We start from the raw sequence: 23603 nt of genomic DNA on the forward strand, positions 1-23603 counted from the left end.
TTAGTGGTCTTCTTCATTTTCAATTAAACTAATCTCCATGGCTCCCGTATCATATAAAAACTTGGTAAGTTTCTTTACATCGTGTGATCCTGCATCTATAGCCATTAAAAAATGGTCATCGGTAGTTCGAACATCAGGATTTTCAGCTTTTTTGAATGGCCATAATTTACTTCTCATATAAAAAGTAATTACCATTAAGTGAGCTGCAAAGAAAACAGTTAGTTCAAACATAATAGGTACAAAGGCTGGCATGTTTTCTATATAACTGAAACTTGGTTTACCACCAATATCTTGTGGCCAATCTTCAATCATAATGAAGTTCATCATTAAAACTGCTACTGTAAGTCCTACTAATCCATACATAAATGATGTTATGGCAATTCTTGTAGGAGCTAAGCCCATTACTTTATCTAGCCCGTGAACCGGAAAAGGAGTATACACCTCTTCAATATGATAATGCTCTGCACGTACCTGCTTAACAGCTTGCATTAACAGGTCGTCATCGTTGTAAATAGCGTGAATTGTTTTCGATGCCATCTTACTAATTGTTTTTAAGTTTTGTTGCCTGGCCTGCCCAGTCATCACGTTTTGCTCTTCCAGGGAATTCGTCTATAATAGTATCAAGAAGGTCATACTCTCTGTCGGTCATTTTACTTACCTGATCAAATGTATAGATACCTATTTGGTGTAATTTCTGTTCCATTATAGGACCAACTCCACTTATCTTTTTAAGATCGTCTTGGGTTTCGGTTTCAGGGTCAAAACGTCCAATTCCATCTAAAAGATCCTCTATTTTTTCACGTTCTACATCATTTTCAGCAACTTCACCAGCATGTACGGTATCCGTTCCTGTTTCTTCCGTGCTTTTTAGAAATTCATTATTAGCAGCAGGTGCTACGGCAGCGTCGTAATGTTTTACATCATCGCCGTGTTCAGCTCTTAGTTTTTTATACTTTTCACCTGAAGACTTCAAGATAGATTTCACCTCTGCTTGAGCAATTACAGGGAATGTTCTTGCATATAATAAGAATAATACAAAGAAGAATCCTATTGTCCCAATGAAGATACCTATATCAACAAACGTTGGTTGAAACATTGTCCAAGATGATGGTAGGTAATCTCTGTGAAGAGATGTTACAATAATAACGAAACGCTCAAACCACATACCTATGTTTACTACAATCGAAATAAAGAAGGAGAACATAATACTTGTACGCAATTTTTTAAACCACATGAACTGTGGAGAGAACACGTTACACGTCATCATAGCCCAATATGCCCACCAGTAAGGACCGGTTGCACGGTTAAGGAAAGCGTACTGTTCGTACTCTACACCTGAATACCAAGCGATAAATAGCTCAGTAATATAGGCCACCCCAACAATAGAACCTGTAATCATAATTACAATGTTCATCAATTCGATATGCTGAATGGTAATATAATTTTCAAGATTAGATACTTTACGCATAATGATAAGAAGCGTATTTACCATTGCAAATCCTGAGAAAATTGCTCCCGCCACAAAATAAGGAGGGAAAATGGTAGTGTGCCACCCTGGTATTACCGATGTAGCAAAGTCAAAAGATACAATGGTGTGTACCGAAAGTACAAGTGGTGTTGCCAATCCGGCTAATACTAATGAAACTTCTTCAAAACGTTGCCAGTCTTTTGCACGACCACTCCATCCAAATGATAGGATGCTATAAATTCTTTTTGTAAAAGGTGTAATTGCTCTATCGCGAATCATTGCAAAATCTGGAAGTAAACCTGTCCACCAGAAAACTAACGATACTGATAGGTAGGTTGAAATTGCAAATACATCCCAAAGTAATGGCGAATTAAAGTTTACCCATAACGAACCAAACTGGTTTGGAATAGGTAACACCCAATACCCTAACCATGGACGACCCATGTGGATAATAGGAAATAATCCCGCTTGTATTACAGAGAAAATTGTCATAGCCTCTGCCGAACGGTTAATTGCCATCCTCCATTTTTGGCGAAACAATAAAAGTACTGCAGAAATCAGTGTTCCTGCGTGACCGATACCTACCCACCAAACAAAGTTGGTAATATCCCAGGCCCAGCCTACTGTTTTATTCAATCCCCATACACCAATACCGGTGGATACTGTATATATTATACAACCTAGCCCCCATAAAAATGCTATTAGGGAAATTGTAAAAACAATCCACCACGATTTATTGGCTTTTCCTTCCACAGGAGCAGCAACATCCACAGTTACATCGTGGTAGTTTTTATCTCCTACAATTAAGGGTCTTCTAATAGGTGCTTCGTAATGCGACGCCATATCTTTACTACTGTTACTTAGTTAGTTTAAACTTCTTCTGTATTTCTTATTTTAGTCTTGTAGAACACATTTGGTTCGGTTCCTACATATTCTAATAAGTGATACATTCTTTTATCTTTTTTCTCTTTATATACCTCACTGTCGTGATCGTTAATGTCTCCAAATACCATTGCACCAGTTCCACAAGCTGCAGAACAAGCTGTTTGGAATTCAACGTCTTTAACAGGACGTCCATCACGTTTCGCATCAAGGATTGTTTTTTGTGTTTTCTGAATACACATAGAACATTTTTCCATCACCCCTCTTGAACGTACTACTACATCTGGGTTTAACACCATACGACCAAGATCATTGTTCATGTGGTAATCAAACTCATCATTTTCATTATACAAGAACCAGTTGAAACGACGTACTTTATAAGGACAGTTGTTTGCACAATATCTTGTACCTACACAACGGTTGTATGCCATATGGTTTTGACCTTGTCTTCCGTGAGAAGTTGCAGCCACTGGACAAACTGTTTCACACGGAGCGTGATTACAGTGTTGACACATTACTGGCTGAAAAGCCACTTGTGGATTTGCAGATGGATCTTCTAACTCTCCAAAACCACCTAATGAACCATTATCTCCAAATAAACCAGAGAATCCTTCTTTTTTATCTTGATCAACTTCTAATGATTCTTCTGCTGAATAGTATCTGTCAATACGCAACCAGTGCATATCGCGACTTCTTCTAACTTCAGATTTACCTACAACAGGAACGTTGTTTTCAGCGTGACATGCTATAACACAAGCCCCACAACCTGTACAGGCATTTAAATCTATAGAAAGATTGAAATGATGACCTACTGAACGATCAAAGCTTTCCCAAAGATCTGCATCTGGTGATGTCACCGGAATTTCTTGATGATCTTTAGATACTTTAGGAACTGCGTTCCATTCTTCAACATTTTTCGTATTGAATATTTCAAGAGTCGTTTCACGAATAATATCGCGACCCATCATAGTATTATGCAATTGAACACAAGCAAATTCGTGAACACCTCCTACTTTCTCTAACGTAACGTTTTGTACTGAAGAGAAATCTTTATATAAAGGAAAGGCATTTACACCTGTTTGCATTTCTTCTTGAATAGCAGCAGTTTTTCCGTATCCGAAGGCTAAACCAACAGATCCTTTAGCCTGTCCAGGCTGAACAAGAACAGGAACTTTATTTACAACAACACCATCCATCTTCACATTAACGTACCCGCCGTTTAATGCTCCGTTTGCTACATTTTCATTCTCAACACCTAATTCTTTAGCATCTGCTGCCGAAATAGTTAAATAGTTATCCCAAGATGTACGAGTAATAGGATCTGGCATTTCTTGCAGCCACGGGTTGTTGGCTTGCTGACCATCGCCTAAAGCAGTTTTGCTATACAATGTCAACTCATATCCGCCTCCGTTTTGAGCTGAAGCAGCTAATGCACCATTATTGGTACTGCTTTCTAAAGTCATATTAGCTTCATCTGCAGTTGCATCTTCCATAGAAACTTCAACACTGCTTTCAACAAAACCATCATGAAGCGCTTGATTCCAAGAACCACCAGCTAACACAGAAGAAGTCCAAGTTTCTTTTATATAATCGTAATAATTTTTAGTATTTCCGGTCCATTTCAACAAGCAATCTTGAAATTGTCTAGTGTTAAACAACGGACGAATAGTTGGTTGCATTAAGCTGAAACTTCCTTTTTTCATCTGTACATCTCCCCAAGATTCTAAATAATGTGGAGTTGCAGCGACCATTTGTGCTAAAGAAGCTGTAGCATCTTCTTTCATAGAAAACGCAAGACTCATATCTAGTTTTTGATATGCTTCTTTAAATGCTTTATTATTTGGGAATGAATACACAGGATCTACTCCTACTGTAATTAACCCTTTTACACTTCCTGAAACAACGCCGTCTAATACGCGCATTACTTCAGCAGTATTTCCTTTACGAGTCATTTTTGGCTTTGCAGTATCCATTACCACACTACCCTTAGATTCGTTAAAGTCTAATACCATTTTCTGAGCAGCAACATTAGGCAATCCTGTTACTAGAACACCTTTGCTACCTGCTTTATTTAATTGTGCTTTTGCTTTAGAAACAGCATCAGCTATATTTTCCGGTAAACCAGAAGCACTTCCACCTGTTAAGGCTTTTAGAATTTGAAGCTGTTGAGAAGGAGTAACTGGCACACGCTTATCTGCGTTTGCACCAGAAAGACTCATATTAGACTCAAATTGGACGTGACGAGACATTTTTCCGTTCTTAGGTACACGCCCTTTAGCATAACTACCCTCATAGCCTCCACCTTGCCAATCTCCTATGAAATCTGCACCAACGGAAACAATTACTTCAGCTTTAGAGAAATCATAATCTGCTAAAGCTCTAGTACCATATTTATTTTGAAAAGCATCAAGTGCTTCAGAAGAAGACACCGTATCATACACTACGTGGCGTACATTAGAATATTTTGCAGTAAATTCTTTAATAAGCTTTGAAGTTGACGGACTAGCAAAGGTTTGTGTAAGCAACACAACATCTTTACCACCCATTTCATTCATCTTTTGAGCTAAAGAAGTGTCAAAATCACTCCAAGACACTTCGCTCCCATTAACTAGAGGAGCCTGTAAACGATTGTTGTCATACAGAGACAAAACAGAAGCATGCACTCGAGCATTTACGCCATCACCGTATTTTGAAAGATTATTTCGCTCTATTTTAATAGGACGACCCTCTCTTGTTTTTACTAATACATTAGCAAAATCGAAACCGTCTGCAATTGTAGTAGCATAGAAATTTGCTACTCCAGGAACTATTTCATCTGGTGCAACTACATAAGGAATTGATTTTACCACTGGCCCCTCACAGGCTGCAAGCGAAGCAGCTGCTGTAGTGAAACCAACGTACTTTAAGAAATCACGACGTGTAGTTGAAGAAGCTTCAAGCGTTTCTTTATTACCTAAAAATTCATCTGTTGGAATTTCTTCTACAAATTCATTTTCTTGCAACGTCTTAACAACAGAGCTATTTTCATTAAGCTCTTCAACACTTTTCCAGTATTTCTTGTTTGATGCCATTTATTTTTATTTAATTTAATAATCGTTTATTCAAAATACTATTTGAAAGCACGATTTCTTTAATCATTTTAAGTTTAGTAGTGACATTTACCACATTCAAGGCCACCCATTTGTGCAGCAGTCACTTTTTCAACGCCGTATTTCTTAGCAAGTTGCTCATGAATTTTTTCATAATACTCATTACCCTCCATACGTACGTTAGTATCACGGTGACAGTTAATACACCACCCCATTGTTAATGGAGAATGTTGTTCCATTATTTCAAATTCCTCTACAGGACCGTGACATTCTTGACACGCTATTCCAGCCACGGTTACGTGCTGTGAATGGTTAAAGTATGCGAAGTCCGGTAAATTATGAATACGAACCCATTTAACCGGCTTTTCTTCACCCGTGTAAGCTTGTTCATCCACATTCCAACCTACTGCATCGTATAATTTTTGAATTTCAGCGTCATAGAATTCTTTTGAGTATTCTTCAGTAGCAGTTTCGGGAGCTACTTCAGCAATGTTTTTATGACAGTTCATACAAACATTTAACGAAGGAATACCTGATGTTTTACTTTTTCTTGCTGAAGAGTGACAGAAGTTACAATCTACTTGATTATCACCTGCGTGAATTTTATGAGAAAAATGAATAGGCTGAACAGGAGCATATCCTTGATCTACACCCACTTGCATCATAAACCCATACATAAAGTACCCTGCTGTCAACAATAAGAAAACAGATGTTACTAACACCAAAAATTGATTTTGAACAAAAGCTTTCCATATTGGGGTGCGAGCTTCTTTTTCTGGGTAGACAACGCCATTTGCCGCAGCAATCTTTTTAAGTGTGTTTGTTACCAAGAACAACATTACAACTAGCAACAAGAACACTAAAGCAAGAGCACCTAACACAATATTGTTTGAGACACCACTTCCTCCTTCGCCACCACCATTTGTTGGTGTTTGAGCAACAGTTGGCTCAGGTTTTGGGGCGCTAGTATACGCTAATATATTATCAATATCACCATTACTCAACTGCGGAAAGGCAGTCATAACAGAGTTATTATGTTCTTCAAAAAGCTTAACAGCCTGAGGATCTCCAGACTTAATCATTGCCTGACTATCTTTTATCCATTCGTACAACCAATCACGATCATATTTATCAGCCACGCCACGAAGAGCAGGTCCCGTCGCTTTACGATCTAATTTATGACAAGCGGCACAGTTAGCCTTAAACAAATTTTCCCCGGCTGCCACATCACCACCAGACCCTTCAGCCGAAGCAGCTTCACTAGATGCAGCTGCGGTTGTATCAGCAGCAGATTCATCTTGCGCTGAAACGGTAGTGGAAACTGTTAGCAATAGAGCCAACAAAAGAAATGACAAACAGGAGGATAGATTTCGGTAATTCACCTTTTTCATACTGACAGTTAATTATTGTCCATAAGTTTGGTACGTAATTAGTTACTAAAATTAGTGTTTTAACGTACCTCAAATAACGGCACAAAAATACATTATAAAGTCGATTTTAGAAATCCAAACAAAGTGTTAATAACTAATTTATACTAGTTCTAAATAATATTGGAGTCGGTTTTATAGTTATTATCAAGTACATTTGCACCATATAAATTAAATCATGAAAACAGCTTATATTTATAAATTAGTTATTGCCAGTATTTTATTCAGTTTTTTTTCAAATACATCCCAAGCACAACAAGGAAAGGTGACCATTGATCAAGACCAAAAAATCACGAAACTGTTGGAAATGAAAAAAAGCTTGGAAAAAGACAACAAGCTATCTAACGGCTATACCATACAGTTGTATTATGGTGAACTTACAAAAGCCAACACTTTTATAAAAAAATATCGTGGTCTTTACGGAACCTGGCCTGCCTCTATTGAATACGAAACACCTAACTACAAAGTTTGGGTTGGTAGTTTTAGCGATCGTTTAGACGCCGATAGAGCATTGATTGAAATTCAAAAAGGGTTTCCTTCCGCTTTTATTTTAAAACCACAGAACAGAAGCTAATTCAGCTTCAGAATTCAATTAATTAAGTCACTTATTTATAGATTCAAAACCATAGGTTAAACTGAAGTAACCACTTACTTAGTTAACTAACAACTATTAATGAAGCTAGTAAACGAAAGCTTGTAATTTCGCTGTTATAGGTTTACTGAAACTAAAAAACGACCTCAAATTGAGGTCGTTTTTTTATATATAAACTTGAAGTCTACTAAAACTATTTAAGTTTCTTTTTAACCGCAACTTCTTGGAATGCTTCAATTACATCGCCTTCTTTTATATCGTTGTAGTTTTTAACTTGAATACCACAATCGTATCCTTTAGCAACTTCTTTCACATCGTCTTTAAATCGTTTTAAAGAAGCTAACTCTCCTGTATAGACAACCACACCTTCCCGTATTAAACGAATACCAGAGTTACGGTATATTTTACCGCTCGTCACCATACAACCGGCAATTGTTCCGATTTTAGATATTTTGAAGGTTTCTCTTATCTCAGCATTACCCGTAACCTCTTCCTTAATTTCAGGAGAAAGCATACCTTCCATTGCATCTTTAAGATCGTTGATGGCAGCGTAGATAATAGAATACATTCTGATATCGATTTCTTCCTTATCAGCTATCTGACGTGCATTACCCATTGGGCGCACATTAAATCCTATTATAATGGCATCTGAAGCTGAAGCTAACAACACATCACTTTCGGTAATGGCACCAACCCCTTTATGGATGATATTAACTTGTATTTCTTCTGTAGAAAGTTTTTGGAAAGAATCTGTCAAGGCTTCAACCGAACCATCCACATCACCCTTAAGGATAATATTAAGCTCTTTAAAGTCGCCTAAAGCAATTCTTCTACCAATTTCATCAAGTGTAATGTGACGCTGCGTTCTTACTGACTGCTCACGTTGTAATTGAGTACGTTTATTTGCAATATCTTTTGCTTCACGCTCGTCTTCAAATACATTAAACTTATCACCTGCTTGTGGCGCTCCGTCCAATCCTAAAATAGAGACTGGCGTTGAAGGTCCTGCTTCTTTTATATTATTACCCCGTTCATCTTGCATCGCTTTAATTTTACCGCTATGCTGACCGGCTAATACATAATCACCAATTTTTAACGTCCCGCCTTGTACTAAGATTGTAGAAATATAACCACGACCTTTATCCAAGTAAGCTTCAACAACGGTACCGTTTGCTCTTTTATTTGGGTTTGCTTGTAGCTCTAATAATTCCGCTTCTAGCAATACTTTTTCCAATAACTCAGGAACACCCTGACCTGTTTTTGCTGAAATATCCTGCGATTGGATTTTTCCACCCCAGTCTTCGACTAAGAGATTCATACCAGCTAAACCTTCTTTAATTTTTTCTGCGTTTGCAACAGGTCTATCAATTTTATTTATTGCGAAAATAATAGGCACTCCCGCTGCTTGCGCGTGACTGATTGCCTCTTTGGTTTGTGGCATAATATCGTCATCTGCCGCAATTACAATAATTGCAAGGTCGGTAACTTGAGCACCCCTAGCACGCATCGCGGTAAACGCTTCGTGTCCTGGTGTATCAAGGAATGATATTTTCTGACCATCTTCTAATTGTACGGCATACGCACCAATGTGCTGTGTAATACCACCAGACTCTCCTGCAATTACATTCTCTTTACGTACGTAATCCAATAAAGATGTTTTACCGTGATCAACGTGACCCATTACAGTAACGATAGGAGCACGTGGCTCTAAATCTTCCGGAGCATCAACTTCTTCTTGAACACTTTCTTCAATATCGGCCGTTACAAACTCTACTTCATAGTCAAACTCTTCTGCAACAATGGTAAGAGTTTCTGCATCTAAACGTTGGTTCATCGTTACCATCATACCAAGAGACATACAAGTCGATATAATCTTGGTTACTGGAACATTCATCATCGTAGCAACTTCACTTACAGTTACAAACTCGGTAACTTTAAGCAATTTGCTATCTGCTTCTTGTTGTGCTAGATCGTCTTCCGTTTTTTGACGGTGGGTATCTCTTTTATCTCTACGATACTTAGCTCCTTTTCCTTTTGAGGATTTCCCTTGAAGTTTTTCAAGAGTTTCCCGTACTTGTTTTTGGATTTCTTCTTCGGTAGGCTCTTCTTTTGGAGCGTTCGATCTTCCTTTTCCGCGGGCTCTATTATCTTTAAAGTTTCCTTTATTAGGAGCTTTTTTACTAATACGACGTCTACGGCTTCTTTTACCTTTTTTGTCGTCTTCTTTCTTCTCTTTCTTTTTCTTTTCAGGTTTCTTAAACTTAGAAAGGTCTATTTTTTCACCTGTAAAGTTAGGACCGTCTAATTTTTTATAATTAGTCTGAACTGAGTTGGACTCTTTCTCCTTTTCTTCTTCTTTCTCTATTTTTTCAGCTTTAGGTTCCTCTTTTTTAGGCTCCTCTTTAGGTTTTTGAGCTTCAGGCTTTTCTTCTTTAGCTTTTGGCTCTTCCTTTTTAGTAGCTTCTTTTTTAGGAGCCTCTTTTTTAGTAGCTTCCTTTTTTGAAGTACCTTCCTTAGTTTCAGGTTTTACCTCTTCAGCTTTTTCCGCCGGCTTTTCTTCTACTTTCTTTTCAGCTTTTTCTTCAGCTTTCTTGGCAGGTTCAGATTCTGGCTTCTCTTTTACTTTTTTCTTATCAGCATCTAAGTCAATTTTCCCTACTTGTTTAGGACCATTGAGTTTAGCTTCAGCTTTTACAACCTTTTGAGCTTCTTTCTTTTGCTTTTCTTCTAGCTCACGTTCTCGTTCCAAACGAAGTTCTTCTTTCTCTTTACGTTTTTCTTCACCAACTTCCTTAGACTCCATCTTCTTACTCTTGTCGGTTTCGAACTCGTCAAAAAGCACTCCGTATTCTTCATCTGAAATTTTCGTGGTTGGACGTGCGTCCACCTCGTAACCTTTAGAACTTAAAAATTCCACGGCACGATCCAGCGAGATGTTGAATTCGCGTAATACTTTGTTTAGCCTTTTCGATTTTACTTCAGCCATATAAATGCTTTCTCCTTTTTGTCTTATAAATATGTGTAAAAGTAGGTAAAGTTACAACTACTCTTCAAATTCTTCTTTTAAAATGTTAATAACGTGCTTAACAGTTTCCTCTTCAAGATCGGTTCTCTTAATTAAATCGGCCATATCATACTCAAGAACACTCTTGGCTGTATCCAAACCAATTTTTTGAAATTCTTTAATAATCCAATCTTCGATTTCATCGGAAAATTCACGTAATTCTACATCTTCTTCTGCGCCTTCACGCAACACATCAATTTCGTAACCAGTTAGTTGCCCGGCCAACCTGATGTTGTGACCGCCACGACCAATAGCTTTTGAAACTTCTTCTGGGCGCAATAAAACTTCTGCGCGTTTGGTTTCTTCATCTATCTTGATTGAGGTCACTTTTGCAGGACTCAATGCTCTTGTGATAAACAAATTAAGGTTATTGGTGTAATTTATTACATCAATATTTTCGTTACCCAATTCACGAACTATGCCATGAATACGAGATCCTTTCATCCCTACACAAGCTCCTACAGGGTCGATACGATCATCGTACGAATCTACAGCAACTTTTGCTTTTTCACCTGGTATTCTTACAACTTTTTGAACATTTATTAACCCATCAAACACTTCAGGGATTTCTTGTTCAAATAATTTTTCAAGGAATATAGGGCTTGCACGTGACATGATAATAACCGGCTTGTTTCCTTTAAGCTCAACACTTTCAATAATTCCTCGGACATTGTCTCCTTTTCTGAAAAAATCTGAAGGAATTTGCCTGTCTTTCGGCATAATGATTTCGTTACCTTCATCATCAAGCAAAATTACAGCACGGTGACGAATGTGATGTACCTCAGCGGTGTAAATATCACCTTCTAGCTCTTTAAACTGCTTGTAAATGTTTGTATTATCGTGTTCGTGTATTTTTGAAATTAAATTTTGACGTAGCGCTAAAATAGAGCGGCGTCCTAAATCTATTAATTTTACTTCTTCTGAAACATCTTCCCCAATTTCAAAATCGGGTTCAATTTTTTGTGCTTCAGAAAGTGATATTTCTTCATTACTATCTTCAACTTCGCCATCTGCAACCACAATTCGGTTACGCCAAATTTCTAAATCACCTTTATCAGGATTTATAATTATATCAAAATTATCATCACTTCCGTATTTTTTCTTCAAAGCGTTTCTAAAAACGTCTTCCAGTATCGCCATAAGCGTTACCCTATCTATAAGCTTATCGTCTTTAAATTCCGAAAAAGAATCGATTAACGCTAAATTTTCCATGTCATTCTAATTAAATGTTATCATCACTTTTGCTTCAACAATATCGTTATAGGGCACAACTGCTTCTTTTTTAACAGTGTGCTTCCCCTTGCCAACTGGTTTGGGTTCGCGGGTTTTCCATTTTAAAGTAACCTCCTGCTCTGTAGCTTCTGTTAACTCTCCTTCAATGGATTCTCCAGATTCGGTTTTAACCTGTAACTTTCTTCCAATATTTTTTTTGTATTGGCGAGGCGTCTGTAAAGGCTGTGAAACCCCAGCAGACATAACCTCTAAAGAAAAATCAGTTTCATCCCTATCTAGATTATGCTCAATAGCGCGACTTACAGCAATACAATCTTCAACGGTAACACCATTGTCACCATCTATGGTTATCCTAATCTGATTAGTTTCAGTAATAGTAAAGTCAATTAAAAACAACGATTTGTTGTCTTCAAGAGCTCTTTCCAATAATTGTAATACCTCTTCACGCATAAATTTAAGCTATAAAAAGAGGGGACTTTTTTGTCCCCTCAGCTAGTTGCTTATCTAATTCGCTGCAAATATAATACAAATTTTAATATTATAAAAATGAGCAGCTACCAATTTATTTTTGTATTTTAATGGTACGAAAAAACACCTTCCAAAAAACCATGTCTATGAAACGAATTTTAGTACCCACCGACTTCTCGCCCCAAGCAGAAAATGCACTAAAAGTTGCCGTTCAAATGGCAGAAAAACATGATAGTGAAATTTATTTGTTTCACACTGTAGAGTTGCCAAGTCATCTTGCAACTACTGCTAATACAAGCGCATTACCAGAATCTATTTATTTTATAAAACTCACCGAAAAACGGTTTGCAGACATTATGGAACGCCCTTATATTGAAAATGTAAAAATAAGCCAAACTATTGGTCACGGCGAAATCTACGAAGACATTCTAAATGCGGTTAAGGAAAGAAATATAGACCTTATTATAATGGGGTCACACGGCGCTAATGGGTTTAAAGAAATGTTCATAGGTAGTAATACTGAAAAAGTAGTTCGGACTTCAGAAATCCCTGTTTTAGTAATTAAAAATGAACACGAAAAATTTGAGGTTAATGACTTTGTTTTTGCAACCGATTTTTCTGAAGAATGTCGTTCGCCATTCAATAAAGCTCAAAAATTTGCAAATACATTGGGAGCCAAAATGCACTTACTCTATGTTAACACACCCAGCGGCTTTAAAACCTCGACCGATGCCCATAAAATAATGAATAACTTCATCAAAGGTATGGGCACCGAAAACTACACCCTGAACATTTATAATGAAACTTCAGTAGAAAAGGGAATTTTAAATTTTACCAAAGAGAACAAATATCATTTAATTGGGATGAGCACACATGGCCGAAAAGGACTATCACACTTTTTTAATGGCAGCATTAGTGAGGATTTAGTAAACCACGCCAATATGCCTGTTATAACGTTTAAAATTTAATGAAACATACGCTACTATTCTTCTTTTATGTTTTTTTAATAAGTTGCGGAACTCCAAAAAAGAAAGAAAATAATATTATTGGCGACCCAAAACCAGTTAACCCTGAAACCTCAAAACCTGAAATTCCTGAAGGTGCTATTACAGCAGATTTTAATGGCGACAAAAGTCCTTTTTATGGGTTTGTACAAAAGGTAGATTTACAAAGAGGTATAACAACAGTTGGTTTTGAAAGAAAGCAGTATCCAGTCATTGAAATTCCTAAAAGTTATGGTGCTACTTTAGACACCCTGAAAATGAAAGGAATGGACAGAGATGTATTACTAGCTACCGTTAAGTTAAAAGACACAAACTTTAACAAATACTTTCTATACAAACTACAAAACAACCAATGGAAATCTGTTGTAAATGGTTTTGCCATCCATAAAGCCAACCGGCCAGACACGTTACAACCCATAGTTGTGGACCCGAAAGATTCAACTAAAGTAATCCGCTATTATTCAGTTTTTGATATGGATAAAAACTCTGAAACAGGATATAAATGGAAGTTGTTACAGGAAACTATACCGATAGAAAACTAATTATCATTTAATTTTTTTATAAAATAAGAAGGATAGATACCTGTTTCTTGATGAAATGCTTTCGAAAAGGATTGGGCAGTTCCAAAACCAGCTTCTTTGGCAATTGCTTTTATAGTATATGAGCGTGTTTTTTTATTTGTCTTTAACCGCTCTACCATATAATTTATACGCAATGTTTTCAAATACTGACTAAAATTTTTCCCCTCTTTTTCATTAATCACCTTGGACAAATAAGAAGTATTTGTATCCAGTTTTTTTGCTAATTCAGCAAGAGTAAGATTTTTAACAAAACCATTGTTTTTTTCAAATTTCTCTAAATTTAAAGAGATGGTTTTGTAAACTTCTGGCGGAATATTATGTACACTATTTTTTGCTTCAACAACTTTTTTTGATGTTTCCGTATTGTTTAATAACTCCTCAAAATTCTTTTTTTGTATTTTTTGTTTCAGTCGAAAATAGAAAACCAGTAAAATCAAAACAACCGCGACTATAACAAGACCAGCTATTGCTGTATTCCCAAATTTGTTTTTTCTTGATAATTCATCAATCGCTTTTTGCTTTTTTTTGAGCAAAAGCGGAGTGTCATACTTTTTCACCAAATCTAGCTTCAACTCTTTTGATTGAGAAAGAGCACTATCAATTTCTAGCGTCTTATTTATATATTTTAATTGTTGGTCAAAATTTTCCTTTTCTTCATAGTATGTTATTATATGCTCGTAAGCATCTCGAAGTTCTGTGAATGAAAAATCTATTGATTTTGCAATAGAATCAGTTTTTTTAAAATATCTAAAAGCGTTTTGTTCTCTACCTTGTTTTTTAAAAATTTCTCCCATATAGTAATATGCTATTGCTTTTGAGTAATCATCAATATGTGGAAGAGACGTTTCAAGACCTTCAAATGCTTTTTTCTCTCTTCCTGAAAAATATGCTATAACACCTTCAAGAAAAACAAAATTGTAATAGAAACTACTATCCTCTATCCTTATACTTTCTGTTCTTCCTTTTCTGGAATAAATTTTTGCTGAATCATTTTTTTTAAGTTTTATATATACATTAGACGTGTTATAAATTATACTCAGGTAATCTGCATTATCAAAATTCTTTTCATATTTGATAGTTTCCATTGAGTCTAATATTTTCTTGTACATAACAAGTGCTTCGCTATGACTACCTGCTCTGTCTTTTAAAATAGCAATCACTCTATAATTATATGATTGTTGTTGTTTATTACCTCTTTGTTCAGCAATCGAGTCCCCTTTTAAATAATCACTAAGCGCTTTCCGGTATTCACCCACTTCATTGTGCCAATATCCTCTTAAGAAATATCCGGTGGCTGGAAAGTTTTTGTGTTGCAAATTTTTGGTGTACTGAACTATGGTATCAGCATAAGCGACCCCTAGCTCAGGCTCGCCATACATAGTGGAAAAATAATAATACCCTCTTGCAATATTAACACTGTCATTATTCTTTTTTGCTTTGGCAATATAAGCAGCAGCTATTTTTTCTTTTAAAGCAATCGAATCTTCGGAAACATTTAAGTAGAACTGCTTGATTTCTTCGTATGATTTATCAATTAATTGATCAGTTTCTTCATTTTGAGAATGAATAACTCCAGAAGCTAAAAAAACAAATAAAAATAGCATTTGTTTATATATAACAGAAAACTTAAATGAATGGAAACAATATATTTTACTGGGCATTAGGAATGTTTTAGGCTTTTAATTACTATGACTGTAAATTTACGAACTACAACTGTAAATTTATAAATATCAAGATAAGCGAATTGTTTTTCTAAAAAAAAGATCGAATATTTGAAAAATAAAAATCAACCGATGGTTTTTGCTTTATATAAATTAACTGGGGAGTTACAAAGCAAAATACTTAAGGTTGTTTTTTTTTATAGAAAAGCAAAACAACACATAAAGTAATTAATAGATTATCTAATTGAATTAATTTATTAAAAACTACTTCCTTTTATCGATAATTAATTCTGGTTTCCTATCAGTTTTCGACTTTCTCAATTTTTCAATCACTTCTAGTTTTTCAAAAATTAATTGCGGTGTAACCCTTAACTTAGCTCTAAAATGATCTTTAATTTCTGTAGTTAATTTGTCTGAAGGATCTTGTGCAGCTATTTTTAATAAAATTTCATCCGTACCCAAATCGTTGGTTGAAATTTCAATTATAAAAGTTTCTACAGCTTCAAAACGTTGTAACACATTTAGCATAGCTGGTGGATAAAGAGTAGTTCCTTTATATTTTATCATCTGTTTTTTTCTACCAACAATAGGTCCTAAACGCTTTGTATTCCTTCCACAGGAACACGGTTCAGGATGTACTTTAAGCATATCGCCGGTTTTAAAGCGCAATAACGGCATTCCTTCCACGCCTAACGTAGTAATAGTCAATTCGCCTACCTCGCCTTCTTCAACAGGTTTATTTTCGTCGTTTAAAATTTCAGTAATAATCAACTCTGGATGATGATGCCCGCCAAGATGGACCTCGCATTCATTAAAAGCAGTGCTCATTTCGGTAGAAGCATACGTAGAAAAGAGCTCAATGTCCCATTTAGATTTTATTTTTTCGGAAAGAACATTCAAGGTAAAATCTTGGTTTCTGATGGGTTCACCAATACAAATAGCTGCTTTTACACTTGTTTTGTTTATATCAATATTGTGGGTTTCGGCATAGGTTATTAGTTTCAGTAAAAAGGAAGGTACCGTAATCAAATACGTGGGTTGAAATTTTAAAATAGAATCCCATTGCAATTCGGGCACACCAGAACCTACACGAATAATTCCGGCGCCTAGTTTTCGAGCCCCTAAAAAATAGGCCATCCCTGCCATAAAGCGACGATCCATCGTAGTCATTAATTGAATGGTATCGTCTTTCGTTACCCCTGAACACGCAAACGAAATTGCTTCGTTATACGCCAACCTATCTAAATCGGCGTCGGTTAAACCAATTACTACCGGCTCACCCAGGGTTCCAGAAGTGGTAACATAATCTATTATTTTCTGCTTAGGGACACATAAAAAATCTTCATTATGTTTTTGTAAATCATCCTTGGTGGTCACCGGAATACGCTGCAAATCTTCTAAGGTTTTTATATGCTCTGGCAGAATGTTATGTGTTTCAAATAGCCTTTTATAAAATGGGGAGTTGCCATTAACATAACTCACTACTTTTTTAAGCTTTTCTTCCTGAAAGCGTTTAATCTCTTCATTTGATGCTCTTTCTATTTCAGGGATCATTAGCGTAATTTTCGTTTTGTTTTTTTAAGATACTTCTCCACTTCTTTTTCATCCGGAACTGTGGTTATCTCTTTGCTTTCTGCCAAAGTAAGAGCTTTTAAGGCTTTTTCGTACTGTTTATGCTCGTAATAATACTTCCCTACTAAAAAGTGTGCTTTCCAATATTCAGGGTTTAAAGACTGTAAATTCATTAATTGAGCAGCGCCTATTTCAGATTCTTCTTCTAAGGCTGTTTCTACTTTACCTTCTAAAATACGATAGGCTTCATAATCTTTAAATTCTTGAGAATGTACAAAAGGATCTTCAGCAATAGTTAAGTTTTCTTCGGAAATGGGCTGACCTGAAAACTTCCTGTCTTCATTAAAAACAGCGTTTAGATCATACGCAATAAATTCCCCTAATTGATATGGGTTTGAAGACACCCAAACAGTTAAATCTTCTGGCTGAAAAACAATCCCGTGATGCGCCAATAGTTGATTTAATGCTTTTTCATTACCAAAACCCAAAGCTGCATCATTCAATCCTTTTTTATTCCGAAGAATAGCTACTGCTTCTTTCGGATTAATTTTTGAATTTTTATCCAATAACTCTTCCATCCGCTCAAATCGATATTGTGAATGGCTTTCTTTAATCCATTTCACGTTTTTTCGGTCGTTAGCAAAGGTTTCACTCTGAAAATGATTGGAACAAATTAATTCACTCGTATTCACCACTTCATAGACACCTAAATCATTTGGCGACACTTCTATAATAGTTGCTTTTCCATCGTTGGCGCTGCCTACAAAAATAGCTTCCGAAACAAACACTTCTCTCTTTTTTGCAATTTCGATGGCTTCATCAATCGTAGAGGCATATTGCAAAATTTCTCGCGTTACCAATGAAATTGGTGTTTTCGCTACTAACGGAATATCCGATTTTCCTGCATTGATCGTTACAGTTAATCCTTGATTGTTCATCCCTGAAACCACACCCATCATCCCGCCCCAAGTAACCGACATAAATGGATAGCCTTGATCGGGTTTTACAAAGGCGATTATTTTATCTTCGGCAAATGCATCGCCAGCGTAAAAATCGAAATTACGAGCGATGAGTAGGTTGCCGTCTTCCGATTTATCACCCCAAACAGCAAAAGAGCTACAGCCTACCAACGCCAAGTCTTTTAATGCGTGCCCAATGTCGTGCGCGCCGTGCAAATACAACGCTCTTAAATACGGTGGCGCGATGTTGTTAAATTCTCCAGAAGCATAACGGGAAACGCCATAAATTTCAGTTTTGTATTCTTCAGTCACGTGTTTGTAGAGCTTGCGATTGTACCACGATAGAAATTTCCGAAGGAATTTTTGTTTCCCTTTTGAAGGAACCATTTCTTCAACTTTATTTAAGAACACCCGCTCTTGTTTTTGAAGCAATTCTTGAGTCAAACTTCCGGTTAATAAACCTATTTCCAGTGGGTCGCCTTCTACGTACAACTCCCATTGGCCGTGTTTGTTTTTGGTAAGAAAGTTGTTTCCGGCAAGGTAGGTAGAATCGTTGATAATTTCCCGTTCGGGAATATTAGCATTATACTGACTGATATCTGGTCGATCTTCTAACGATTTTTTCACACCACAAGAAGCCAGCAACAAAAAAAGTGCAGACCAAATAAAATAGTTTATAGCAGGTTGATTACGCATGGTGATTGCGCTTTTTATACTTCTTATTCACCCGTTTTATCATACTACTTTCTTTGTAATCTACCCATTTACTACCTGCCACATACCGCATGATGTTTTCGAAATTGCGCATAAACAACAGGTTTGAAAGCAGTTCTCCTAGTTTTTTAAGCTTCCGTGGAAAGGCGCGAAGCGTAATAGAAAAACCAGCATCTTCATACGTAATATAATGCCAATAACCACTTGGCATATATAGCGCATCGCCGTGTTTCATTTCTACTGAAACCCCTTCCGCTTGTTGCAAAGCAGGATACGTTGAAAAATCTGGATTGTCCATGTCAATCGCTTCAATATTATGAACGGTAAAGGGCACTCTGTAAAGATTCTTTGCTTGTTTAGGTTCAAACAATACAGCCTTTTTGGTTCCGTGGAAATGCACGTGTAACAAATCGGCCAGATCCATATCGTAATGCGCCAATACTTTTGAACCTTTCCCGCCGAAAAACATCACGGGAAGCTTTTTAAAAAACGGTAACCCAATATCAGGATAATCAAAATCTTTGGTCAACTCTGGCATTTTCTGAAGCACGTTGTAAAAGAACATTCGCAGATCGGTTGGACCCGCTTTTAATAGTTCGATATAATCGTATAACTTCATTTTTTTAGCTGGCACGACAGACTTTTTATGTCCTTTGGTGGGTTTGTTGTTGTACAGCGGCACAATTTGGTCGCCCGCTAATTGCTGAATATACTCCAAGTTCCATTTTTCATAAGCGGGCCATTCTTTTGCAAAACCTTCAATTAAAACAGGACGCTGCGGTTTGTAATGGTTTTTTACAAATTCCTCTTTTGTGATGGATGGCACACGTTTTATTGGTGTAGTTTTAATGGTTCCCATTACGTATTATTTCTTTTTAAAAATAAGAAGATTAAACAACAAAGGCTGAACGATAAACGCAATTAACACAGCCGAAAAAATACCGATTACCGAAACCAAAGCAACCGAATGCAAGGCAGGATGTTTGGCAAAAACCAAGACCCCAACCCCCAAAATAGTCGTGATTACTGAAAACAATATAGCCGTTTTATGTGTTGCTAAGGTATTTTTGCATTCTTCATTTAACAAAGCATTGGTGATAAAAATGCTGTAATCTACTCCCAACCCAAAGATAAAAGCTGAAATTATACTGTTAAACACATTAAATTGTAATTGGAACACTCCCATAACCCCAATGGTCAAAAGCCACGTTAGGCAAATAGGAACGGTTGTTACAACAACTAATTTCCAGTTTCGGTAAAACAACAATAACGCTAACACGACCACGCCGAAACAATACCACAGCAGAGTGTTAAAATCATTTTGTAAAGTATTTAGCAAGGTTTCGTTTAATTGTTTCCGGTCAATCACTACTGTATTTTGAAGTTGCTCCACCTTTGTTTGAAACGCTTCTGTTTGGTTTTCATTTGTTTTTATTACTGAAGTCACTGTTGCAAACTCGTTCGTTTCTGAAATGTAATCAGCAATCATATTGCTTCCAAATTCAGGGTAATCAGATAGCTTCAAAAGCTCAAAATTTGAATTTAAATGGTTGTAAAATGATGCAAATGCATTCGGTTTAAATCCTAATGCTTCCGAAGTGTTGTTAATGGAACTTGCAACATTCTCAAGTCGTTCTGATTTCCAAAACTGATTCCATTCCTGAATCTTCTCGCTTTGCTTTTCTTCCGAAGCAACCAATCCGCCTACTGAGTTAAACATTTCAATTTCTGAGCTTTTTTCTAAGCCTTTCAGTAAATTATAAACTGAATCGTTTTGCTGTAATGCTCTTTCTAACGTAGCTCCATACGTGGCGACATACACCGACTTTGAAACAGAATTCGTTATGCTTTCAAGTTCTTTTTCGGCTTTAACGAGCTGCTCTGGTTTATAGTTTAATTGTTCTAAATCTTTATTGAATTCAACCGAGTTATAACTAAAGCAACTTATCACTAACAAAACAGCTAGGCAAACGACCACCGCTTTGTTTTTATGCGCCGGATAAGTTGTAATACGATTAAAACCAGTTTTCTTTTTTGTATTTGAAACCGCCTTCTTTTTATATACTTGCGGAATAAACAACAAGGCCATAACCGAAGCACCCAACACACTCACAGCGGCGAAAATCCCCAAATCTTGCAACGCTTCCGAATTTATAAAAAGCAGACAAAGAAAGGCCAAAGCTGTCGTCAAACTGCTCATCAATATGGGCTTAGTAATGCTTTTGTATAATTGCTTACCCGTCTCACCGTTTTTAATATGCGTTAAAATATGTAAAGAATAATCTAAGGTTATTCCCAATAAAATAGAGCCAATCCCCAACGAAATAGCCGAAAGTTGCGGCCTAATCAACACCAAAAAAGCAACCGATACTAACGCGCCAAATATTGTAGGGAATAAAATAATTAACGGAATCCAAACACTGCGATAAAAGCCGATAAAGATTAACAATAGAATGGTTAATGCAATCCCGATGGTAAGTTGAATATCACTCTTTACTTGTTTTGCGTTTGCAGCAGCAATAAAAACAGCTCCATAATAATCACCTGTTACTTTTGAGCTGAACTTTTTATTTAATTGCTCTTGAAATAGGTATAATCTCTCTGTGAAAATGGTGTTTTTTTCAGAATCTGAAGAAGGAAATTTTGGGGTGATGAATAACAGAATATGTTGTTCATCTTCAGTCATTATAAAACCATTTTTCAATTTAAACCCTTCTTCAACTCCTAGGCTTTTTAGGTTTTGCAATGCTAGGTTAGTAAAATGAAGCGGATCTTTTAGAATTTGTTTTTTAGCAATCATTCCAGAAGGGGAAATCAAGGTTTTGTAATTCTCTTCCATGGTTTTGGCAATGCTATCCTCAGACAAACTCCTTTTCAGAATTGCATAATCTGTTTCTGTAAAAAACAATGGAAGATTATCATATACAAAGTCCAAAGTTTCAAAAAGCGCTTCTTCTTTCGCAGTACCTTGAATGTTTTTAATGTAGTCTCCTCTAAGTGAATCTAGACTGTCCTTTAGTTCCAAAGCATAATTAACCAGATCCTCGGTCGTCCCGTTTTCTTTTTTGATGTTTACGATCACTTTATCGGTAAAACGGATGTTCTTTAAAACCTTCTGAAATTGTTCATTTTCTGAATTTGAAGGGATTAATTTAGAAATATCTTCTTCAAAAGAAACTTGAAATGCTATAGAAGCCAATCCGGTACACACTAAAGCCAAAACAATAAAAAAGACTGCTTTCTGTTTCTGAATCGATGTGTATAACTTGAAGAAGAATCTATCCATCTGGCTGTATTTTCTTAGTATCAAAAAGGTAAAAACCTAAATATGACACACTTCCCAAAATAACTGCAGCTCCAACCGAAAGCGTGATACTACCAATAAAATAAGCCTTTAACGAAGTAATCACTTCAAAATTATTGGTTACACTTGCTAATGTAACTTCATTGTCTTGTCCCAAAACCCAATATCCTGTGGTTAAACTAGCTAAAAACACAAACGGAATAAATGGCGGCAAGCTTATGTTTGAAAAAGCGAAGGCAATCACTTTGTTCAACTTTAAAACTATCGCGAGAAATATGACGATTACGGTATGAAAACCCCAAAGCGGCGACAACCCTATGAAAAGTCCCAACGCTACCGAAAGTGCTTTTTTTTCAGGGGAATCGTTGTTTCTTAAAAACTCTTCATTCAGGAAGCGGCGGATTCCTTTTTTTTTTAGTTTTCTAAAGAAATCACGCGGACGGATATAAAAATACTTAACAATCAAGAACCAAATAATCAAAATGGTAATTCGGGCAATATCCATAAACGGCCTGAAATGCGAAACGCGTTCTTCTAGATCATACAATACTTGAATAGGAACATTTTTCACTGAAATTCCAGCCCAATGTGCTTTAACGAGCACCTCAACCTCAAATTCAAATTTTTTAGTATTTCTGAAAAAATTAATATCCTTCAACGCTTTTATTGGATACAGTCTAAAACCAGCTTGTGTATCGTGCAATTCCAAATCGGTTACTGCTTTTACCCAAAAACTAGACACTTTATTGCCTTTTCGGCTTTGGGCGAGCACATCGGCTTCATTCATATTTCGGTCGCCAATTAACAACAAGTTTTTAATTTCCGAAGTATCCAATGCATCAATAAAAACTGAAATATCCGATGGAAAATGTTGCCCATCACTATCTAATGTAATGGCATAATCAAAACCCAAAGAAACGGCATGTTTAAAACCTTTTTTTAGCGCATATCCTTTTCCTTGATTTTTGTTGATATGAATTTGTTCAATTTGCGGGTAAGCTGAGAGAATTTGAAGTGTTTCATCGGTAGAACCGTCATTGACCAAAACCACATCGTCAGTATATTCCAGAACACCGTCCAAAACACGTTTTAGCGTTTTATAATTATTGTACGTTGGTATCAACACACAGCAGTTATACTGCTTCAGTTTTTGGATTATTTCAGGATGAATGTGTTGAGTTGTATGTTGTTCAGCCGTTTTCATGCACACGGTTTGTTTCCACAAAAATAGCATTACATTTTAACACTACCGTCCCATCTGGAAACGTACTCGTGCTTTTTATTTTTATTGATCCATTTTCTCGAGTAAAAGACAAGTCTACAGAGAGTTTTGATTGAACTTGAGGATTCATCAAAGCTGTAAATTTTACATTCGATGCTTTTTGAAGGAAAAGAGGTGTTTCTAGATGCTCTTCGGAAAGCTCCTTAATTATTTGAAGCATACAAACACCTGGCATAACTGGGTTTTCAGGAAAATGACCTTTAAAAACTTGATGATTTTTATCAACTTCAACCATTACCGAAATAGTAGTTTCAGCAACCACTTCTTTCTCTAAAACCTGATATAAATTGGGCAATAACATCT

General features: G+C 36.3%; 17 protein-coding genes. 3 read left to right on the forward strand and 14 right to left on the reverse strand.

What is annotated here, in order from left to right; translation table 11 throughout:
• The 4 genes from AACZ92_RS00150 to AACZ92_RS00165 form a co-directional block, all read right to left on the reverse strand.
• Positions 1-537: a DUF3341 domain-containing protein gene (locus AACZ92_RS00150; protein WP_339695445.1), complete on the reverse strand. Its 537-nt coding sequence runs from the start codon at positions 535-537 to the stop codon at positions 1-3.
• A gap of 4 nt (positions 538-541) precedes the next feature.
• Complete coding sequence (nrfD, locus tag AACZ92_RS00155) at positions 542-2311, reverse strand: NrfD/PsrC family molybdoenzyme membrane anchor subunit (RefSeq protein WP_339695448.1); 1770 nt, start codon at positions 2309-2311, stop codon at positions 542-544.
• A gap of 26 nt (positions 2312-2337) precedes the next feature.
• Complete coding sequence (locus tag AACZ92_RS00160; RefSeq protein ID WP_339695451.1) at positions 2338-5421, reverse strand: TAT-variant-translocated molybdopterin oxidoreductase; 3084 nt, start codon at positions 5419-5421, stop codon at positions 2338-2340.
• A 74-nt stretch (positions 5422-5495) separates the two neighbouring features.
• Complete coding sequence (locus AACZ92_RS00165) at positions 5496-6830, reverse strand: cytochrome c3 family protein (protein WP_339695453.1); 1335 nt, start codon at positions 6828-6830, stop codon at positions 5496-5498.
• 214 nt (positions 6831-7044) lie between these two features.
• Between AACZ92_RS00165 and AACZ92_RS00170 the strand changes: the two genes are divergently transcribed.
• On the forward strand, positions 7045-7440 hold the full coding sequence (locus AACZ92_RS00170; RefSeq protein WP_339695455.1) for an SPOR domain-containing protein: 396 nt from the start codon (positions 7045-7047) through the stop codon (positions 7438-7440).
• Between the two features lie 211 nt (positions 7441-7651).
• Here AACZ92_RS00170 and infB read toward each other — a convergent pair whose 3' ends face one another.
• The 3 genes from infB to rimP are packed head-to-tail and all read right to left on the reverse strand — an operon-like array spanning position 7652 to position 12205.
• Positions 7652-10444: a translation initiation factor IF-2 gene (gene infB, locus AACZ92_RS00175; protein ID WP_339695458.1), complete on the reverse strand. Its 2793-nt coding sequence runs from the start codon at positions 10442-10444 to the stop codon at positions 7652-7654.
• Between the two features lie 57 nt (positions 10445-10501).
• Complete coding sequence (gene nusA, locus AACZ92_RS00180) at positions 10502-11734, reverse strand: transcription termination factor NusA (RefSeq protein WP_117158649.1); 1233 nt, start codon at positions 11732-11734, stop codon at positions 10502-10504.
• 6 nt (positions 11735-11740) lie between these two features.
• Complete coding sequence (rimP, locus tag AACZ92_RS00185) at positions 11741-12205, reverse strand: ribosome assembly cofactor RimP (RefSeq protein ID WP_339695464.1); 465 nt, start codon at positions 12203-12205, stop codon at positions 11741-11743.
• 164 nt (positions 12206-12369) lie between these two features.
• On the opposite strand from rimP, the gene AACZ92_RS00190 reads away from it, so the two are divergent.
• On the forward strand, positions 12370-13191 hold the full coding sequence (locus tag AACZ92_RS00190) for a universal stress protein (RefSeq protein ID WP_339695467.1): 822 nt from the start codon (positions 12370-12372) through the stop codon (positions 13189-13191).
• On the forward strand, positions 13191-13769 hold the full coding sequence (locus tag AACZ92_RS00195) for a hypothetical protein (RefSeq protein WP_339695470.1): 579 nt from the start codon (positions 13191-13193) through the stop codon (positions 13767-13769). Before AACZ92_RS00190 ends, AACZ92_RS00195 begins: the two co-directional genes overlap by 1 nt.
• On the opposite strand, the gene AACZ92_RS00200 is transcribed toward AACZ92_RS00195, so the two are convergent.
• The 7 genes from AACZ92_RS00200 to AACZ92_RS00230 form a co-directional block, all read right to left on the reverse strand.
• Positions 13766-15469, reverse strand: a complete 1704-nt coding sequence (locus tag AACZ92_RS00200; RefSeq protein ID WP_339695472.1) for a helix-turn-helix domain-containing protein — start codon at positions 15467-15469, stop codon at positions 13766-13768. The genes AACZ92_RS00195 and AACZ92_RS00200 overlap by 4 nt on opposite strands.
• A gap of 264 nt (positions 15470-15733) precedes the next feature.
• On the reverse strand, positions 15734-17023 hold the full coding sequence (locus AACZ92_RS00205; RefSeq protein ID WP_339695475.1) for an AMP-binding protein: 1290 nt from the start codon (positions 17021-17023) through the stop codon (positions 15734-15736).
• Entirely contained in the window at positions 17023-18696 is a 1674-nt protein-coding gene (locus AACZ92_RS00210; RefSeq protein ID WP_339695478.1) for a C45 family peptidase, read from the reverse strand. Before AACZ92_RS00210 ends, AACZ92_RS00205 begins: the two co-directional genes overlap by 1 nt.
• Positions 18689-19573, reverse strand: a complete 885-nt coding sequence (locus AACZ92_RS00215; protein WP_339695482.1) for a cupin-like domain-containing protein — start codon at positions 19571-19573, stop codon at positions 18689-18691. The genes AACZ92_RS00210 and AACZ92_RS00215 overlap by 8 nt, the downstream gene beginning before the upstream one ends.
• A gap of 6 nt (positions 19574-19579) precedes the next feature.
• Positions 19580-22000: an MMPL family transporter gene (locus AACZ92_RS00220; RefSeq protein WP_339695485.1), complete on the reverse strand. Its 2421-nt coding sequence runs from the start codon at positions 21998-22000 to the stop codon at positions 19580-19582.
• On the reverse strand, positions 21993-23222 hold the full coding sequence (locus tag AACZ92_RS00225) for a DUF2062 domain-containing protein (RefSeq protein WP_339695487.1): 1230 nt from the start codon (positions 23220-23222) through the stop codon (positions 21993-21995). The genes AACZ92_RS00220 and AACZ92_RS00225 overlap by 8 nt, the downstream gene beginning before the upstream one ends.
• Complete coding sequence (locus AACZ92_RS00230; protein ID WP_339695489.1) at positions 23209-23601, reverse strand: 3-hydroxyacyl-ACP dehydratase; 393 nt, start codon at positions 23599-23601, stop codon at positions 23209-23211. Before AACZ92_RS00230 ends, AACZ92_RS00225 begins: the two co-directional genes overlap by 14 nt.
• Positions 23602-23603: the final 2 nt, after the last annotated feature.

Origin of the sequence: uncultured Marixanthomonas sp., assembly GCF_963974425.1 — a bacterium.
In the GTDB taxonomy this organism is placed as follows: domain Bacteria; phylum Bacteroidota; class Bacteroidia; order Flavobacteriales; family Flavobacteriaceae; genus Marixanthomonas.

What these genes read in the sequence shown, in the direction of transcription:
- AACZ92_RS00210 (WP_339695478.1), bottom strand. Translation starts at nt 18,696, where the DNA reads ATGCGTAATCAACCTGCTATAAACTATTTTATTTGGTCTGCACTTTTT.
- infB (WP_339695458.1), bottom strand. Translation starts at nt 10,444, where the DNA reads ATGGCTGAAGTAAAATCGAAAAGGCTAAACAAAGTATTACGCGAATTC.
- nrfD (WP_339695448.1), bottom strand. Translation starts at nt 2,311, where the DNA reads ATGGCGTCGCATTACGAAGCACCTATTAGAAGACCCTTAATTGTAGGA.
- AACZ92_RS00225 (WP_339695487.1), bottom strand. Translation starts at nt 23,222, where the DNA reads ATGAAAACGGCTGAACAACATACAACTCAACACATTCATCCTGAAATA.
- AACZ92_RS00220 (WP_339695485.1), bottom strand. Translation starts at nt 22,000, where the DNA reads ATGGATAGATTCTTCTTCAAGTTATACACATCGATTCAGAAACAGAAA.
- AACZ92_RS00150 (WP_339695445.1), bottom strand. Translation starts at nt 537, where the DNA reads ATGGCATCGAAAACAATTCACGCTATTTACAACGATGACGACCTGTTA.
- AACZ92_RS00200 (WP_339695472.1), bottom strand. Translation starts at nt 15,469, where the DNA reads ATGCCCAGTAAAATATATTGTTTCCATTCATTTAAGTTTTCTGTTATA.
- AACZ92_RS00195 (WP_339695470.1), top strand. Translation starts at nt 13,191, where the DNA reads ATGAAACATACGCTACTATTCTTCTTTTATGTTTTTTTAATAAGTTGC.
- AACZ92_RS00215 (WP_339695482.1), bottom strand. Translation starts at nt 19,573, where the DNA reads ATGGGAACCATTAAAACTACACCAATAAAACGTGTGCCATCCATCACA.
- AACZ92_RS00230 (WP_339695489.1), bottom strand. Translation starts at nt 23,601, where the DNA reads ATGTTATTGCCCAATTTATATCAGGTTTTAGAGAAAGAAGTGGTTGCT.
- AACZ92_RS00190 (WP_339695467.1), top strand. Translation starts at nt 12,370, where the DNA reads ATGAAACGAATTTTAGTACCCACCGACTTCTCGCCCCAAGCAGAAAAT.
- AACZ92_RS00160 (WP_339695451.1), bottom strand. Translation starts at nt 5,421, where the DNA reads ATGGCATCAAACAAGAAATACTGGAAAAGTGTTGAAGAGCTTAATGAA.
- nusA (WP_117158649.1), bottom strand. Translation starts at nt 11,734, where the DNA reads ATGGAAAATTTAGCGTTAATCGATTCTTTTTCGGAATTTAAAGACGAT.
- AACZ92_RS00170 (WP_339695455.1), top strand. Translation starts at nt 7,045, where the DNA reads ATGAAAACAGCTTATATTTATAAATTAGTTATTGCCAGTATTTTATTC.
- AACZ92_RS00165 (WP_339695453.1), bottom strand. Translation starts at nt 6,830, where the DNA reads ATGAAAAAGGTGAATTACCGAAATCTATCCTCCTGTTTGTCATTTCTT.
- rimP (WP_339695464.1), bottom strand. Translation starts at nt 12,205, where the DNA reads ATGCGTGAAGAGGTATTACAATTATTGGAAAGAGCTCTTGAAGACAAC.
- AACZ92_RS00205 (WP_339695475.1), bottom strand. Translation starts at nt 17,023, where the DNA reads ATGATCCCTGAAATAGAAAGAGCATCAAATGAAGAGATTAAACGCTTT.